The organism is Sphingobium jiangsuense (genome assembly GCF_014196495.1).
In the GTDB taxonomy this organism is placed as follows: domain Bacteria; phylum Pseudomonadota; class Alphaproteobacteria; order Sphingomonadales; family Sphingomonadaceae; genus Sphingobium; species Sphingobium jiangsuense.
This window is the reverse complement of sequence record NZ_JACIDT010000011.1, coordinates 43,809-58,551: the sequence shown is the minus strand read 5'-3', so window position 1 is coordinate 58,551 and position 14,743 is coordinate 43,809. Positions and strand designations below refer to the sequence as shown.

Below are 14,743 nucleotides of genomic sequence, written 5' to 3'. Positions count from 1 at the left end.
CGTCAGTCGAACAGGCTGGAAACCGAGCTTTCGTCGGCGATGCGCTTGATCGCCTCGCCCAGCAGCGGCGAGATCGGCAGATGGCGGATCTTCTCCGCCGCCTGCACCGCGTCGGTGCCGAGGATGGAATCGGTGATGACCAGTTCCTTGAGCTGCGACGCCTCGACCCGCGCCACCGCCCCGCCCGACAGCACGCCGTGGGTGACATAGGCGACCACCTCTTCCGCGCCCGCTTCCCGCAGCGCGGCGGCGGCGTTGCACAGCGTGCCCGCCGAATCGACGATATCGTCGATCAGGATGCAAAAGCGCCCCTTCACATCGCCGATGATGTTCATCACCTCGGATTCGCCGGCCCGCTCGCGACGCTTGTCGACGATGGCGAGCGGCGCGTTGTCGAGCCGCTTGGCCAGCGCCCGCGCGCGCACCACGCCGCCGACGTCGGGCGACACCACCATCATGTTGCGATCGCCGAAGCGCGCCTGGATATCGGCCGACATCACCGGCGCAGCGAACAGATTATCGGTCGGAATGTCGAAAAAGCCCTGGATCTGCCCGGCATGCAGATCGACGCAGAGCACGCGGTCGGCGCCCGCGACGGTGATCAGGTTCGCCACCAGCTTGGCCGAGATCGGCGTGCGCGGGCCGGGCTTGCGATCCTGCCGGGCATAGCCGAAATAGGGCAGCACCGCAGTGATCCGCTTGGCCGAGGCGCGTTTCAGCGCGTCGATGCAGATCAACAGTTCCATCAGATTGTCGTTGGTCGGATAGCTCGTCGACTGGATCAGGAACACGTCCTCGCCGCGCACATTCTCATGCACCTCGACGAACACCTCCTCGTCGGCAAAGCGGCGCACGCTGGCATTGGTCAGCGGCATTTCCAGATATTCAGCGATCGCCCTGGCCAAAGGCAGGTTGCTGTTGCCAGTCATCAATTTCATGAAAATGCCCTTTGTACCGCTTCAGTGACGCCGGATATGGGCGTCCCTTTAGCGTTCATGGCGCAAAGTGCAACGCTTTTGGCCGAATCTTCCCTCGCATCGGCCTGAACCCGCCAAGAAAGCTTTTGCGCGGACCGAAAATATTCTACCAGCCTGCGGATGACCCAGTCCTTCTCCACGGCTCTCACCATAGCATTGGCCCAGACGACGCAGGCGGTCGGCGACCTTGCGGGCAATGCCGACGCGATGCTGCGCTGGCGCGAAAAAGCGGGGCAGGCCGACCTCATCGTCTTTCCCGAATTGCAGCTGATCGGCTATCCGCCCGAGGATCTGGTGCTGAAGCCCGCGCTGGTCGAGCGGGCGGGGCAGGAATTGCTGCGCCTCGCCGACGCCACCAAGGATGGCGGCCCGGCGATGCTGGTCGGCACGGTGATCGCCAATCGCGGCATATTGTTCAACGCCGTCGCGCTGCTGGACGAAGGCGAGATCAAGGCGGTGCGGCTGAAGCGGGAACTGCCCAATTACGGCACCTTCGATGAGAAGCGCCTGTTCGCGCCCGGCCCGCTGCCCGACCCGATCGACTTTCGCGGCGTGAAGATCGGCGTGCCGATCTGCGAGGATATCTGGTATCCGTTCGTCTGCGCCCATCTGGCGAGCCAGGGCGCGGAAATCCTGCTGACGCCCAATGGCAGCCCCTATGAGATCGACAAGGACGAGCGGCGCATCGCGCAGGTCTGCGCCGCGCGGGTGCGGGAAACCGGGCTGCCCGTCGCCTATCTCAACCGCATCGGGGGGCAGGACGAACTGGCCTTCGACGGCGCCTCCTTCGTGATGAACGGCGACGGCGTGCTAGTCCATCAGTTGGCCGACTGGCGCGAGGAGCTGCGCCTCACCCATTGGGAGAAGCAGGAGGACGGCCGCTGGCGCTGCACGCCCGGCGCCCTCGCCCCGCTAGCCCCCTATCCTGAGGACGTCTACAGCGCGATGGTGGTCGGGCTGCGCGACTATGTGGAGCGCAACCGCTTTCCCGGCGTGGTGCTGGGCCTGTCGGGTGGCATCGACAGCGCCCTGTCCGCCGCCGTCGCGGTCGACGCGCTGGGCGCGGACAAGGTGTGGTGCGTGATGATGCCGTCGCGCTTCACCAGCGAGGAAAGCCTGGAGGATGCCGAAGCCTGCGCGCGCATGCTGGGCGTGCGTCTCGATACGGTGGCGATCGAACCGGCGGTCGGCGCGTTCGACACCATGCTGGCCGAGATCTTCACAGAGCGCGGACGCGACATCACCGAGGAGAATATCCAGTCGCGCATTCGCGGTGTCACGCTGATGGCGATCAGCAACAAATTCGGCCATATGCTGCTGACCACCGGCAACAAAAGCGAGATGTCGGTTGGCTATGCGACCATCTATGGCGACATGGCGGGCGGCTATTCGGTGCTGAAGGACGCCTACAAGACCACGGTGTTCGACCTGTCCCGCTGGCGCAACGAGGCGAAGCCCGCGCTCGGCCTCGGCCCCGACGGCCCGGTGATGCCGGAGCGCGTCATCACTAAGCCGCCCACCGCCGAGCTGCGCGAGAACCAGAAGGACGAGGACAGCCTGCCGCCCTATGAGGTGCTCGACCCGATCCTGCACGGTCTGGTCGAAAGCGAGCTTTCCGTCGATGAGCTGGTCGCGCGCGGCTTCGAGCGGGATGTCGTCGCGCGGATCGAGCGGCTGCTCTACATCGCCGAATATAAAAGGCGCCAGTCGCCGCCGGGCGTGAAGCTGGGCAGCCGCAATTTCGGCCGCGACCGCCGCTATCCGATCACCAACGCCTTCCGAACCTCATGACCAGCCCTTCCCTTCCCCCAGTCGCCTCCGTCGTCACCCGTTTCGCGCCCTCGCCCACGGGGCAGCTGCATGTCGGCAATCTGCGCACCGCGCTGCACAACTGGCTATGGGCGCGGCGCCATGGCGGCCGGTTCCTGCTGCGCATGGACGACACCGACGCGGAGCGGTCGACAGCGGAATATGCCGAGGGCATCCGCGCCGATCTGGCCTGGTTGGGCCTTCACCCCGATGGCGAGGTGAAGCAATCGGATCGCTTCGCCCTCTATGAAGCGCGTTTCGCGGAGCTGGTCGCGGCGGGGCGGCTCTATCCCTGCTACGAGACGGCGCAGGAGTTGGACCTGAAGCGCAAGGTGCAGCTGGGCCGGGGCCTGCCGCCGGTCTACGACCGCGCCGCGCTGCGCCTTTCCGAGGCGGAGAAGGCCGCGCTGGAGGCGGACGGCGTGAAACCGCATTGGCGCTTCCGGCTCGATCATGACAGCCTGATCGGCTGGACCGATCTGGTGCGGGGCGAACAGCATTTCGACCCCGCGCTGTTGTCCGATCCGGTGGTGCGCCGCGCGGACGGCAGCTGGCTCTACATGCTGCCTTCTGTAATCGACGATATGGAAATGGGCATCACCCATGTCGTGCGCGGGGAAGACCATGTCTCCAACACCGCGACGCAGTTGCAGATGTTCACTGCACTCGGCGCGCAGCCTCCGGCCTTCGCGCATGAGGCGTTGCTGACCGGCAGCGAGGGGAAATTGTCCAAGCGCCTGGGCTCGCTCGGCATCTCCGCCTTTCGCGACAGCGGGATCGAGCCGATCAGCCTGATCGCGCTGCTGGCGCGGATCGGCACCAGCGATCCGGTGATCGCGGTGACGGATGCAGCGCCGCTGGTGGAGAGTTTCGACTTCGCCCATTTCGGCCGCGCGCCCGCGCGGTTCGACGAGCAGGAACTGGCGCTGCTCAACCAGAAGATCGTCCACCAGCTCGATTTCGCTGCCGTCCAGTCTCGCCTGCCCGGCGGGATGGACGAGGCGGCATGGCTGGCCATCCGACCCAATATCGAGACGGTTTCCCAGGCCGCCGACTGGTGGCGCGTGGTCACCGGGCCGATCGCCCCCGTTCCCACAGAGGCGGAGGATAGGGATTTCCTCGCCTGCGCGCTCGCGCTTGCGGAAATGCAGGTCTTTGACGAGGCAATCTGGCAGAAGCTGACCGACGCCCTCAAGCAGGAAAGCGGCCGCAAGGGAAAGGCGCTGTTCCTGCCCCTCCGCCGCGCGCTGACGGGCTTTGATCATGGGCCGGACATGAAGCAGCTTCTGCCGCTGATCGGACGCGAGCGGGCGATTGAGCGCCTGCGGGCGGCAATCGCCGGATAGGCTCAGAGGCCGGAAACGCGGAAGAAGCGGGCGCGCAACGGGCTGCGCGCCTCTGGAGCGCCTCAGCCTTCGGTCATCACGCCGTGGAAAATGCTCTGCTCTATCGGGCGGCGGGAACTGGGCGTTTCGCGCTGCCGCAATTCCTCCGGCAAGTCGGATTTCCGGCCGGGATAACCCAGCGCGACAGCCGCCTCCATGCGAAAATGCTCCGGCGCCTTGACGATGGCGCGGGCGCGGTCGAAGTCCACCCCGGCCATGCCATGCGTTATCAATCCGCGACTGGCCGCCTGCAACGCCAGCGCCATCCACGCCGCGCCCGCGTCAAAGCTGTGGCTATGGGACGGGCGCAACTCGCCCCTATATTCCATCATTGTATCGGACAGTACAAATATCAGTGCCGAGGCGTTCTTCGCCCAGAGCTGGTTGCCGGGCATCAGCGCGGAGACATAATCGTCCCAGCAATCGTCCTGACGCAACGCATAGGCGAAACGCCAGGGCTGGATGTTCAGGCTGGAAGGCGCCCAGCGGGCGGCCTCGAACACGGACAGCAGAAGCTCCCTTTCGATCGGGCGGGGATCGAAGGCGCGCGGCGACCAGCGCTCGATGAAGATCGGCAGGATCTCATGATCGGCGACGCGCTCTGTCATGTCGAATAACTCCTCTGGCCGGGCCAGATCGGGATGGACGGGCAGCCGAAACCTAGATCAGTTCGCCGGACAGCCGCTGGCACAACATATCGAGCTGATCGAGGGTCGAATAGCGCAAGGTCAGCGTGCCCGCGCCATTGTCGCCATGATCGATCGTCACCTTGAGGCCGAGCATATCGGCCAGATGCTGCTCCAGCGCCTGAATGTCGGCATCGGGCTGCGCCTCGGCGCGCGACCGCTGGCTACGGGGCGAGGATGCGGCCTTGCCGGTCTTGCCCTTCGCCTGTTGCGCCAGCTTCTCGGTCTGGCGCACCGAAAGCCCCTTGTCGATGATGCGTTGCGCGAGTTGCGGCGCATCCTCCACCCCGATCAGCGCGCGGGCATGGCCCATGGAGAGCCTCCCCTCCCGCACCACGTCCAGCACGGTGCCGGGCAGGTCGAGCAGACGCATCATGTTGGCGACATGGCTGCGCGACTTGCCCACCAGCTTGCCGAGCACCTCCTGGCTATGGCCGAACTGCGCGATCAGGCGGGAATAGGCCTCCGCCTCCTCGACCGGGTTGAGATCCTGCCGCTGCACATTCTCGATGAGCGCGATTTCCATCGTCTCGGCATCGGTGAAGTCGCGGACGATCGCGGGAATCTGGTGCAGCCGTGCCCGCTGCGCCGCGCGCCAGCGCCGCTCGCCCGCGACGATCTGATAACCGCCCCGCGCCAGCGCGCGGACGATGATCGGCTGGATCACGCCGCGCTCGGCGATGCTGTCCGCCAGTTCCTGCAACGCCGTCTCGTCGAACTGCTTGCGGGGCTGATCCGGGTGCGGATAGATAGTGGAAATATCGATATGCTGCACCGACCGGCCATTGGCCGCCGACGCGGTCTCGCCCGGCGTTCCATCGGCGCGCGCGACCGGCTCTTCCTTCAGGCTTTCGCCCAGCAGCGCCGAAAGGCCCCGGCCCAGCCCATGGGCGCGACGCTGCGGCCGCACCGCCCGCTCTTCCCGTTCGTTCGCGCCATCCGTCGTCTCGCTCACCGCGCTCTCGCCTTCTTCCTTCATCGTCATGCGGCCATGTCCGGTCGCGGCAGACGATCGATCAATTCCCGCGCCAATTGCATATAGGCCTCCGATCCGACGCAGCGATGGTCGTAGATCAGCGCGGGCAGGCCATGGCTCGGCGCTTCGGACAGGCGCACATTGCGGGGGATCACCGTGTCGAACACGATCCGCCCCAGGCAGGCGCGTACATCGTCGGCGACCTGATCGGTCAGCCGGTTGCGGCGGTCATACATGGTGAGCGCCACGCCCATGATCGAAAGGGTGGGATTGAACCGGCCCTGAATCCGCTCCACCGTGGTGAGCAGTTGCGACAGCCCCTCCAGCGCGAAGAATTCGCATTGCAGCGGCACCAGCAGCGATTGCGCGGCGACCAGCGCGTTGACCGTCAGCAGGCCGAGCGAGGGTGGGCAATCGATCAGGCAGATATCCCAGCGGGCCGCGCTTTCATCGAGGCTGCGCTTGAGCCGATGGGTGCGCTCGGCCACCTCGATCAGTTCTATCTCCGCGCCGGAAAGATCCTGCGTCGCGGGGACGATATCGAGCTTCGGCACCTTGGTGTGCAATACCGCATCCGACAAGGGTGCGGCGCCGATCAGCAGGTCATAGCTGGAATAGTCGCGCGCGGCATGGTCGATGCCGAGGCCGGTCGAGGCATTGCCTTGCGGATCCAGATCGATAAGCAGGGTACGCTGCCCCGTCGCCGCCAGAGCCGTCGCCAGATTGATGGCCGTCGTCGTCTTGCCAACGCCGCCCTTCTGGTTGGCAATCGCGATGCGTATCATGCTTTACCACCCCTTTTTCGTACATTTTTCAGAACCAGGATCGCGCTTTCCGGCGCAGTCAGGCTCGGTTCGACCCGCGCGTCACTCTGCCACAGCGATTGGGCGATATCCAACTCATTTTGAAAATTTTGCCCTTTTGGCAAGACCCAGACCGTGTTCTTTCCGGCCAGTGGAAGCGCGGATGCGATCAATCTTTCCATCGGCGCATAGGCGCGCGCACTGATGACGGCAGCGGGGGGCGGAGCCGACGTCGCGGCGCGCTCGACCTTGCCCGCGAAAACCGAGGCGTTGGTCAAGCCGAGCGCGTCGATCACCTGTTCCAGAAACTGGACCCGCTTGCGGCGCATCTCGATCATCATCACGCGATAGCCACTGAGGATCGCGACGACGATGCCGGGCAGGCCTGCGCCCGCACCCAGATCGATCCACAGATCATCCTCCGCCGCTGGCGGCACGAGCGGAATGAGCTGCGCGCTGTCGACGATATGCCGCGCCCATATATGGTCGCGGGTCGATTCCGCGATCAGATTCTGCTCCTTCATCCCGGCCAGCAGCAGCGCCGCATAGCGCTCCAGCCGGTCCCATGTTTCACGTGAAACAGGAAAGCTGCGTTCCAGCCACCGCCGCGCCTCGTCCTCGGTCATGCCGCCGCCTGCCGCCGCAAATGGACGAGTATCGCCGCCAGCGCCGCCGGGGTTATCCCCGCGACGCGAGAGGCGGCGGCGAGCGTTTCCGGACGCGCCGCCTTCAACCGTTCCCGCATTTCGAGCGACAATCCCCCTACTCCGTCATAGTCCATTGCGGCCGGAATCCGTATCGCTTCATTGCGCCGCAATTCCTCTATCTCCGCCGCCTGCCGCTCCAGATAGGGCGCATAATGGGCGTCCTCCAATATCTCCTCGCGCAGGTCCGATTCGATCGTCGCGAGCAAGGGCGCCAGCTCGACGATCGCGTCCCCCACCTCCGGGAAGCGGGCCCATTCGAACAGACTGCGCCGCGCGCCGTCCTGCCGCACCATCATGCCATGACGCGCGAGTTCGGCGGGGGACCTCTCCGCCCTCAATTCCTCCATCGCCGCGCTACGGGTACGCTCGCGGAATTCATACCAGCTTCGCCGCTCCTCGCCGACAAGGCCATGGCTGATGGCGATGCCGGTAAGGCGCGTCGTTGCATTGTCCGCGCGCAGGCGAAGGCGATATTCGGCACGCGCGGTCAACATGCGATAGGGCTCCGTCACTCCGTGCAGGATCAGGTCGTCGATCATCACGCCGATATAGCTGTCGGTCCGGTCCAGCATCAGCGGCTCCTGCTCCAGCGCATGGGCGGCCGCATTCGCGCCCGCCACCAGCCCCTGCGCCGACGCTTCCTCATAGCCGGTGGTTCCGTTGATCTGTCCCGCGCAATAGAGGCCCGGCATCGCCAGCAGCCCCAGGGTGCGGCCGAGCGCGCGCGGATCGACATAATCATACTCGACCGCATAGCCGGGCACCGTCATCTCGACCTGCTCCAGCCCGCGCATCGAACGCACCATCGCCCATTGCACATCGACCGGCAAGGAGGTGCTGATCCCGTTCGGATAGACGAGCGGGCTGTCCAGTCCTTCCGGCTCCAGAAAAACCTGATGCCCGTCCCGGTCGCCGAAACGGAAAATCTTGTCCTCGATCGACGGGCAATAGCGCGGCCCCCTGCCTTCGATCGCGCCGCTGAACAACGGCGAACGATCGAGACCGGAGCGGATGATCGCATGGGTATCGTCATTGGTGCGGGTGATCGCGCAGGACAATTGCGGCAACAGACGGCCACCAGCCATCGCGCCCATCGTCCATTCGTCGGTATCGGAAGGCTGCTCCTCCAATATCGCCCAGTCGATCGTCCGCCCATCCAGCCGCGGCGGGGTGCCGGTCTTCAAGCGGGCGAGCGGCAGGCCCAGCGCGCGCAATCTTTCGCCCAGCCGCGTTGCCGCGCGCTCCTCCACCCGGCCGCCGACGGACACCTCCTCACCCCGGAACAGCTTGCCGCCGAGGAAGGTGCCGGTCGCCAGCACCACCGCCCGCGCACCCAATACCGAGCCATCCAAAAGCTCGACGCCCGTCACCTCGCCGGAGGGGCCGGTGCGAAGATCCGCCACCTCGCCCGCCAGAACGGCAAGGTCGCGCTGGGCGGCGATCTGCCGCTGTACCGAGGTACGGAACAGCGCGCGGTCGGCCTGGATGCGCGGCCCCTGCACCGCGCGGCCCTTGCTGGCGTTGAGCATGCGGTGATGGATCGCCGCCGCATCGGCCGCGCGCGCGAGGATGCCGTCAAACGCGTCCACCTCGCGCACCAGATGTCCCTTGCCCAATCCGCCGATCGCCGGGTTGCAGGACATCGCGCCAATCACAGCCGGATCGAAGGTGACGAGCGCGGTGCGCGCGCCCTTGCGCGCGGCCGCCGCCGCCGCCTCGGCGCCGGCATGGCCTCCACCCACGACTATCACATCGAAATCCCGGCTCATGCTGAAATCCTCAAGATATTGCCCGACGGACGACCGCCGCAATCGAAGCGGCCAAGCCAAAAGCCCGCTCGGCCTCCAGCCTCTAGACCGGCCCGGCGCGGTCGTCAAAGCCGCTTATGCGCCGTCCTGTTTCACGTGAAACAGACGCCCGCTATTTGCCGATGCAGAAGCGGGAGAAGAGGCTGTCCAGCATATCCTCCACACCGCTGCGACCGATCAGGCGGTCCATCTCCTCGCGCGCCAGCCGCAGATATTCCGCGACGATCAGCAGGTCGGAGTTCACCTGCGCGGCGGTCAGCGCCTCGACCATCGCGGCCACGGCCTTGCGCTGCCGCTCGTGCAGCGCATAGCTTCCCTCGGTCGGAAGAAAGCTTTTCGCCCGGTCGAGAATCATCTGCACCAGCGCATATATATTCTCACCGGTCAGCGCCGAAACCGCAATATCGACGCCCGCAGGCATCCTCCAGCCCGTGCGATCCTTTTGCGCGGCAACCCGAATGGCATCGGCGCGCGGACAGACGTTGGCCTCGCCCAGCCAGAGCAGGATATCCGCCGCCTCGATTGCCTGCCGCGCGCGGTCGATGCCGATCAGCTCGATGCGGTCCTCGCTGCGATCGGCCAGCCCCGCCGTGTCGGTGAGGACGAACGCCACGCCGCCGAGATTGACCGGCACCTCGATCCGGTCGCGCGTCGTCCCGGCAATGTCGGAAACGATCGCCGCCTCGCGACCGGCCAGCGCGTTGAGCAAGGTCGACTTGCCCGCATTGGGCGGCCCTGCCAGCACCAGATGAATGCCGTCCCGCAGCCGTTCCGCCGAGGGCGCGGCCAGCTGGGCGGCCATATCCTCGCGCAGCGCCGCCAACGCGTCGGCCAATGCGCGCTCCATGCCGCTGTCGGGCACGTCATCCTCGTCGGAAAAGTCGAGCAGTGATTCCACCTGCGCCGAACAGGCGAGCAGGCGGGATCGCCAGCCCTCCAGCCGCCGAGAAAAATGCCCGTCCGCCATCATCATCGCGGCGCGGCGCTGGCTCTCGGTTTCGGCGGCGAGAAGATCGGCCAGCCCCTCCGCCTCGTTCAGGTCCATGCGGCCGTTTTCGAAGCCGCGCCGGGTGAACTCCCCCGCCACCGCCTCGCGCACCGCAAGGCCACCGCCGCGCCCCTGCTCCTCCAGCGCGCCCAGCACTGCACGGATCACCGCCTGCCCGCCATGGCAATGCCATTCGGCGAGATCCTCACCGGTGACGCTGCCGGGGCCGGGAAAGAGCAGGACCACCGCCTGGTCCAGCACATCGCCGTCGGCAGGGTTATGGAGAGTCCGCAACGAAGCGGCACGGGGCGTCGGCAAGCGCCCGCCCTTCAGAAAGCGTGCGGTGAGCGCGAAGGCATCCGGCCCGCTGATCCTGATGACCGCGATCCCGGCGGGCGGGCGCCCGCTCGACAGCGCATAGATGGTGTCGCTCGCCATGTCAGACCGCGAAAGGCAGGAGGCGGTTCAGCCCTTGCCCTTGCCGCCGGTCGCCGCGGCCGCGCCGCTGAGGCCGATGTCCATCATCTGCTGGAACAGCCGCATCCCGGCATCGCCCATCGGGGCAAAGGCGCGCATCATCTTTTCCATCTGCTCCAGGCTGCCCGCGCCGTCCATCGCGCCGAGCAGCGAGGCCACATATTTCTCATGAACGGGGCTGAGGTCCGGCAGACCGAGAAAGCTACGCGCCTCCTCCGGCGTGCAATCGACATTCACTGTAACCTGCATAGCGTCGCTCACTCGTCCTGTGGCCGGGAAGGGAGACTGTCCCCCCTTATCCGATCAGCGTCAAGATGCCGACATTATGGTCGACAATGCCCTCATAGATCATCGACCCGGCGACATAGAGAATGACGACCAGACCGAGATAGGCGATCCAGCGATAACGCTCGATATATTTGGCGATCAGATTGGCGGCGACGCCCATCAGCGCGACCGAGAGGATCAGGCCGACGATCAGGATGCCGGGATGTTCGCGCGCGGCGCCCGCGACCGCCAGCACATTGTCGAGGCTCATCGAAACGTCCGCGACCGCGACCGACCAGGCGGCGCTGGCGAAGCTCTTGGCCGGGCGCAGGCCGCTGCTTTCGTCGCCGACGATTTCCGGCGACCCGGCATTGACCGCGTCATGGCGCAGCTCGCGATACATTTTCCAGCTCACCCACAGCAGCAGCAACCCGCCCGCGAGAATGAGACCGACGATCTGCATCAGCTCACTGACCACCAGCGCAAAGCCGATGCGCAGCACCAGCGCGGCGAGGATGCCGATCATGATGACCCGCTTGCGCTGCGCATCCGGCAGGCCCGCCGCCAGCGCGCCGACCACGATCGCATTGTCGCCAGCGAGCAGGATGTCGATCATCAGCACCTGCGCAAAGGCCGCCATCGCGCTGGGGGAACCGATATTGGAAAAATCGGCCACGATATGGGTCCAGGTATCCGCGAAATTCGTGGAAGACGCGGCGGCGGTGGCGGCAACGGAGGCCAATATTTCAAGCATGGGTGATCAACGCCCTGATGGAAAAGAACTTCGCTCTACTGGTTCATGGAATCGAAGAAATCCTCGTTGGTCTTCGAATCCTTCATCTTGTCGAGCAGGAATTCCATAGCATCGACCGTGCCCATCTGCATCAGGATGCGGCGCAGCACCCACATCTTGGAAAGATTGGCCTTGCCGACCAGCAATTCTTCCTTGCGGGTGCCCGACTTGCCGACATCCAGCGCCGGGAAGATGCGCTTGTCGGCCACCTTGCGATCGAGCACGATTTCCGAATTGCCGGTGCCCTTGAATTCCTCGAAGATCACCTCGTCCATGCGGCTGCCGGTGTCGATCAGCGCGGTGGCGATGATGGAGAGCGAGCCGCCTTCCTCGATATTGCGCGCCGCGCCGAAGAAGCGCTTCGGCCGTTGCAGCGCGTTGGCGTCGACGCCGCCGGTCAGCACCTTGCCCGACGAGGGCACCACGGTGTTGTAGGCGCGGCCCAGACGGGTGATCGAGTCGAGCAGGATCACCACATCCTTCTTGTGCTCGACCAGACGCTTCGCCTTTTCGATAACCATTTCAGCGACTTGCACGTGACGCGCGGCCGGTTCGTCAAAGGTCGAGGACACGACCTCGCCCTTCACCGATCGCTGCATGTCGGTCACTTCCTCCGGCCGCTCGTCGATCAGCAGCACGATCAGGAACACTTCGGGATGATTGTCGGTGATCGCCTTGGCGATATTCTGGAGCAGCACCGTCTTGCCGGTGCGCGGCGGCGCGACGATCAGCGCGCGCTGGCCCTTGCCCTGCGGCGAGATGATGTCGATGACGCGGGCCGACTTGTCCTTGACCGTCGGGTCGAGCGTGTCGAGACGCAGCTTCTCGGTCGGATAGAGCGGCGTCAGGTTGTCGAAATTGACCCGGTGGCGCACGGCCTCCGGATCGTCGAAATTGACGCTGATAAGCCTTGTGAGGGCAAAATAGCGCTCCCCATCCTTGGGGGCGCGGATCTCGCCTTCCACCGTGTCGCCGGTGCGGAGGCCATATTTCCTTACTTGATTGGGCGATACATAAATATCGTCCGGCCCGGCGAGGAAGTTCGCCTCCGGCGAACGCAGGAAACCGAAGCCGTCCGGCAGCACCTCGATCGTGCCCACGCCCATGATCTGTTCGCCATTTTCGGCCTCGGCCTTCAGAATGGCGAACATCAGGTCCTGCTTGCGCAGCGTGGACGCGCCCTCGACCCCCAGCTCTTCGGCCATGGTGACGAGTTCGGCGGGCGTGTGTTTCTTGAGGTCTTTAAGGTGCATGGGAAGAATCCGGGATGCGAATGGAGTGGATTTCGATAGGAAAGAAGGCCGCACGATATCATGGGAAGGACGACCATGCGAGGCCGCGCGGCGATAAGGACGGGATTCGCGTTATAGCCAGCCGCCGGGCAAGTCAAGCGACTGCGCGGGGGCCGTTCCCTTTCCCGGTCAGAAGGGTTTCACGACCGCCAATATGACGACGACGGCGGCCAATATCCCCGGCACTTCGTTGATCATCCGCAACTGCTTGTCGGAAAGGGCGCGCTGCCCGCGCGCGAGCTTCTTCGCATAGCCGACCATCCAGCCATGATAGCCGGAAAGCACCAGCACCAGCAGCAGCTTCAGGTGGAACCAGGGCATCGTCCATGCCTCTATGTTCACCATCAGCATCAGCCCCAATATCCACAGGATGACGATCGACGGGTTGAGGATGATCCGCCGCAGCTTGTCCTCCCGCTCTATCCATTTGCGGTCCTCGTCCGACCCGACCGGTGTTTCCTGATGATAGACGAAGAAGCGCGGCATCATGAACAGCCCGGCCATCAGGAAGATGGCGAAGATGATATGGGCGGCCTTCACCCACAGATAGGCGCCGCCGAGAAACCAGCTCATTTCCCGCCTCCCAGCCTGCCGAGCATCTGTTCCACATGGGCGATCGGCGTATCGGGCACGATGCCGTGGCCAAGGTTGAAGATATGGGGCCGCGTCGGGAAGGCGGCAAGGATGCGGTCGATCGCCTCGTCGAGCGCCTGCCCGCCGGCCACCAGCGCCAGCGGATCGAGATTGCCCTGCACCGGCAGGCCGGCGGGCAGATGGGCGTCGGCCCAGCGCGGATCGACCGTTTCATCGAGGCCCACCGCATCGACCCCGGTTTCCCGCGCATAGTCGACCAGCTTCGCCCCCGCCCCCTTGGGAAAGCCGATGATCGGAATGCCCGGCCTCGCCGCGCGCAGCCGCTCGACGATCGCGCGGTTGGGCGCGATCACCCAGCGTTCGAACTGTTGGGGCGAAAGGCTGCCGGCCCAGCTGTCGAACAGCTGCACCGCCTCCACCCCGGCGTCGATCTGGCCGATGAGATAGGGCAGAGTCGCCTCGACGATCGCGTCGATGATCGCCTGGAAGCGTGCCGGATCGGCATAGGCGAGGCGGCGCGCGGGGGCCTGGTCCTTGCTGCCCTGCCCGGCCACCATATAGGTGGCGATGGTCCATGGGCTGCCTGCAAAGCCGAGGAAGGTGGTTTCCGGCCGCAGCCGCGCCTTCACCTGCCGCACCGTTTCATAGACCGGCTCGTAGCGCGACCAGTCCGGCACCAGCGCGCCGATATCGCTTTCCGCCAGCGGCGGGGCGAGGCGCGGTCCCTCCCCCGTCTCGAACCAGAGCTTCTGGCCCATCGCATAGGGAACGATCAGGATATCGGAAAAGAGGATCGCGCCGTGCAGGCCGGTCGCGCCGGTGCCGAAGCGTTCGAGCGGTTGCAGCGTGATGTCGGCCGCCGCTCTGCTGTCATAGACCAGTTCCAGAAAGCCGCCCTTGTCGGCCCGGAGCGCGCGATATTCGGGCAGATAGCGCCCCGCCTGGCGCATCATCCAGCGCGGCGCGGGCGAAGGGCGTTCGCCCCGAAGGACGGCGAGGAGAGGTTTGACCGGCGCCGAGGACATGGCTTTACAAATATCCTGATTATTAAGAGTCTATTGTTGAATATGTTGTCTCGTTGAAGCCGGGGTTTATGCGTTGTCCCCGATTTTGCCAACAGGATAAGGGTTGCCCGGACCCCCAAAATGGAGGGGGTGAGGCGATTTGTCCCCATTTTCCAC

At 65.3% G+C, this 14,743-nt stretch carries 14 protein-coding genes; 2 read left to right on the top strand and 12 right to left on the bottom strand.

Annotated elements, in window-relative coordinates:
- Window positions 1–2 precede the first annotated feature (2 nt).
- Window positions 3–938 (bottom strand): ribose-phosphate pyrophosphokinase, encoded by a 936-nt coding sequence (locus GGR43_RS15140; RefSeq protein ID WP_188072829.1) that lies wholly within the window; start codon window positions 936–938, stop codon window positions 3–5.
- A gap of 159 nt (window positions 939–1,097) precedes the next feature.
- Between GGR43_RS15140 and GGR43_RS15135 the strand changes: the two genes are divergently transcribed.
- Window positions 1,098–2,768 (top strand): NAD+ synthase, encoded by a 1,671-nt coding sequence (locus tag GGR43_RS15135; RefSeq protein ID WP_188072828.1) that lies wholly within the window; start codon window positions 1,098–1,100, stop codon window positions 2,766–2,768.
- Window positions 2,765–4,132, top strand: a complete 1,368-nt coding sequence (gene gltX / locus GGR43_RS15130; protein ID WP_188072827.1) for a glutamate--tRNA ligase — start codon at window positions 2,765–2,767, stop codon at window positions 4,130–4,132. The genes GGR43_RS15135 and gltX overlap by 4 nt, the downstream gene beginning before the upstream one ends.
- Before the next feature lie 62 nt (window positions 4,133–4,194).
- Here the strand turns inward: gltX and GGR43_RS15125 are convergent, their stop codons facing one another.
- The 11 genes from GGR43_RS15125 to hemE form a co-directional block, all read right to left on the bottom strand.
- Entirely contained in the window at window positions 4,195–4,779 is a 585-nt protein-coding gene (locus tag GGR43_RS15125) for a nitroreductase family protein (protein WP_188072826.1), read from the bottom strand.
- Between the two features lie 52 nt (window positions 4,780–4,831).
- On the bottom strand, window positions 4,832–5,836 hold the full coding sequence (locus tag GGR43_RS15120; RefSeq protein WP_188072922.1) for a ParB/RepB/Spo0J family partition protein: 1,005 nt from the start codon (window positions 5,834–5,836) through the stop codon (window positions 4,832–4,834).
- Between the two features lie 2 nt (window positions 5,837–5,838).
- Window positions 5,839–6,618, bottom strand: coding sequence for a ParA family protein (locus tag GGR43_RS15115; protein WP_188072825.1), 780 nt, complete (start codon window positions 6,616–6,618; stop codon window positions 5,839–5,841).
- On the bottom strand, window positions 6,615–7,262 hold the full coding sequence (gene rsmG, locus GGR43_RS15110; RefSeq protein ID WP_188072824.1) for a 16S rRNA (guanine(527)-N(7))-methyltransferase RsmG: 648 nt from the start codon (window positions 7,260–7,262) through the stop codon (window positions 6,615–6,617). Before rsmG ends, GGR43_RS15115 begins: the two co-directional genes overlap by 4 nt.
- Window positions 7,259–9,112, bottom strand: a complete 1,854-nt coding sequence (gene mnmG, locus GGR43_RS15105) for a tRNA uridine-5-carboxymethylaminomethyl(34) synthesis enzyme MnmG (protein WP_188072823.1) — start codon at window positions 9,110–9,112, stop codon at window positions 7,259–7,261. Before mnmG ends, rsmG begins: the two co-directional genes overlap by 4 nt.
- 151 nt (window positions 9,113–9,263) lie before the next feature.
- Window positions 9,264–10,577 carry a tRNA uridine-5-carboxymethylaminomethyl(34) synthesis GTPase MnmE gene (gene mnmE, locus GGR43_RS15100; protein WP_188072822.1) on the bottom strand — a complete coding sequence of 438 codons (1,314 nt, stop codon included), beginning with the start codon at window positions 10,575–10,577 and terminating at the stop codon, window positions 9,264–9,266.
- A gap of 27 nt (window positions 10,578–10,604) precedes the next feature.
- Entirely contained in the window at window positions 10,605–10,865 is a 261-nt protein-coding gene (locus GGR43_RS15095) for a DUF6489 family protein (protein WP_188072821.1), read from the bottom strand.
- Between the two features lie 46 nt (window positions 10,866–10,911).
- Window positions 10,912–11,637 carry a YjbE family putative metal transport protein gene (locus tag GGR43_RS15090; protein WP_188072820.1) on the bottom strand — a complete coding sequence of 242 codons (726 nt, stop codon included), beginning with the start codon at window positions 11,635–11,637 and terminating at the stop codon, window positions 10,912–10,914.
- Window positions 11,638–11,672: 35 nt separating this feature from the next.
- On the bottom strand, window positions 11,673–12,929 hold the full coding sequence (gene rho / locus GGR43_RS15085) for a transcription termination factor Rho (protein WP_188072819.1): 1,257 nt from the start codon (window positions 12,927–12,929) through the stop codon (window positions 11,673–11,675).
- A gap of 168 nt (window positions 12,930–13,097) precedes the next feature.
- Window positions 13,098–13,541 (bottom strand): CopD family protein, encoded by a 444-nt coding sequence (locus GGR43_RS15080; RefSeq protein ID WP_188072818.1) that lies wholly within the window; start codon window positions 13,539–13,541, stop codon window positions 13,098–13,100.
- Entirely contained in the window at window positions 13,538–14,587 is a 1,050-nt protein-coding gene (gene hemE / locus GGR43_RS15075; RefSeq protein WP_188072817.1) for a uroporphyrinogen decarboxylase, read from the bottom strand. Before hemE ends, GGR43_RS15080 begins: the two co-directional genes overlap by 4 nt.
- Between the last annotated feature and the right edge of the window lie 156 nt (window positions 14,588–14,743).

What these genes read in the sequence shown, in the direction of transcription:
- GGR43_RS15140 (WP_188072829.1), bottom strand. Translation starts at nt 938, where the DNA reads ATGAAATTGATGACTGGCAACAGCAACCTGCCTTTGGCCAGGGCGATC.
- GGR43_RS15135 (WP_188072828.1), top strand. Translation starts at nt 1,098, where the DNA reads ATGACCCAGTCCTTCTCCACGGCTCTCACCATAGCATTGGCCCAGACG.
- gltX (WP_188072827.1), top strand. Translation starts at nt 2,765, where the DNA reads ATGACCAGCCCTTCCCTTCCCCCAGTCGCCTCCGTCGTCACCCGTTTC.
- GGR43_RS15125 (WP_188072826.1), bottom strand. Translation starts at nt 4,779, where the DNA reads ATGACAGAGCGCGTCGCCGATCATGAGATCCTGCCGATCTTCATCGAG.
- GGR43_RS15120 (WP_188072922.1), bottom strand. Translation starts at nt 5,836, where the DNA reads ATGAAGGAAGAAGGCGAGAGCGCGGTGAGCGAGACGACGGATGGCGCG.
- GGR43_RS15115 (WP_188072825.1), bottom strand. Translation starts at nt 6,618, where the DNA reads ATGATACGCATCGCGATTGCCAACCAGAAGGGCGGCGTTGGCAAGACG.
- rsmG (WP_188072824.1), bottom strand. Translation starts at nt 7,262, where the DNA reads ATGACCGAGGACGAGGCGCGGCGGTGGCTGGAACGCAGCTTTCCTGTT.
- mnmG (WP_188072823.1), bottom strand. Translation starts at nt 9,112, where the DNA reads ATGAGCCGGGATTTCGATGTGATAGTCGTGGGTGGAGGCCATGCCGGC.
- mnmE (WP_188072822.1), bottom strand. Translation starts at nt 10,577, where the DNA reads ATGGCGAGCGACACCATCTATGCGCTGTCGAGCGGGCGCCCGCCCGCC.
- GGR43_RS15095 (WP_188072821.1), bottom strand. Translation starts at nt 10,865, where the DNA reads ATGCAGGTTACAGTGAATGTCGATTGCACGCCGGAGGAGGCGCGTAGC.
- GGR43_RS15090 (WP_188072820.1), bottom strand. Translation starts at nt 11,637, where the DNA reads ATGCTTGAAATATTGGCCTCCGTTGCCGCCACCGCCGCCGCGTCTTCC.
- rho (WP_188072819.1), bottom strand. Translation starts at nt 12,929, where the DNA reads ATGCACCTTAAAGACCTCAAGAAACACACGCCCGCCGAACTCGTCACC.
- GGR43_RS15080 (WP_188072818.1), bottom strand. Translation starts at nt 13,541, where the DNA reads ATGAGCTGGTTTCTCGGCGGCGCCTATCTGTGGGTGAAGGCCGCCCAT.
- hemE (WP_188072817.1), bottom strand. Translation starts at nt 14,587, where the DNA reads ATGTCCTCGGCGCCGGTCAAACCTCTCCTCGCCGTCCTTCGGGGCGAA.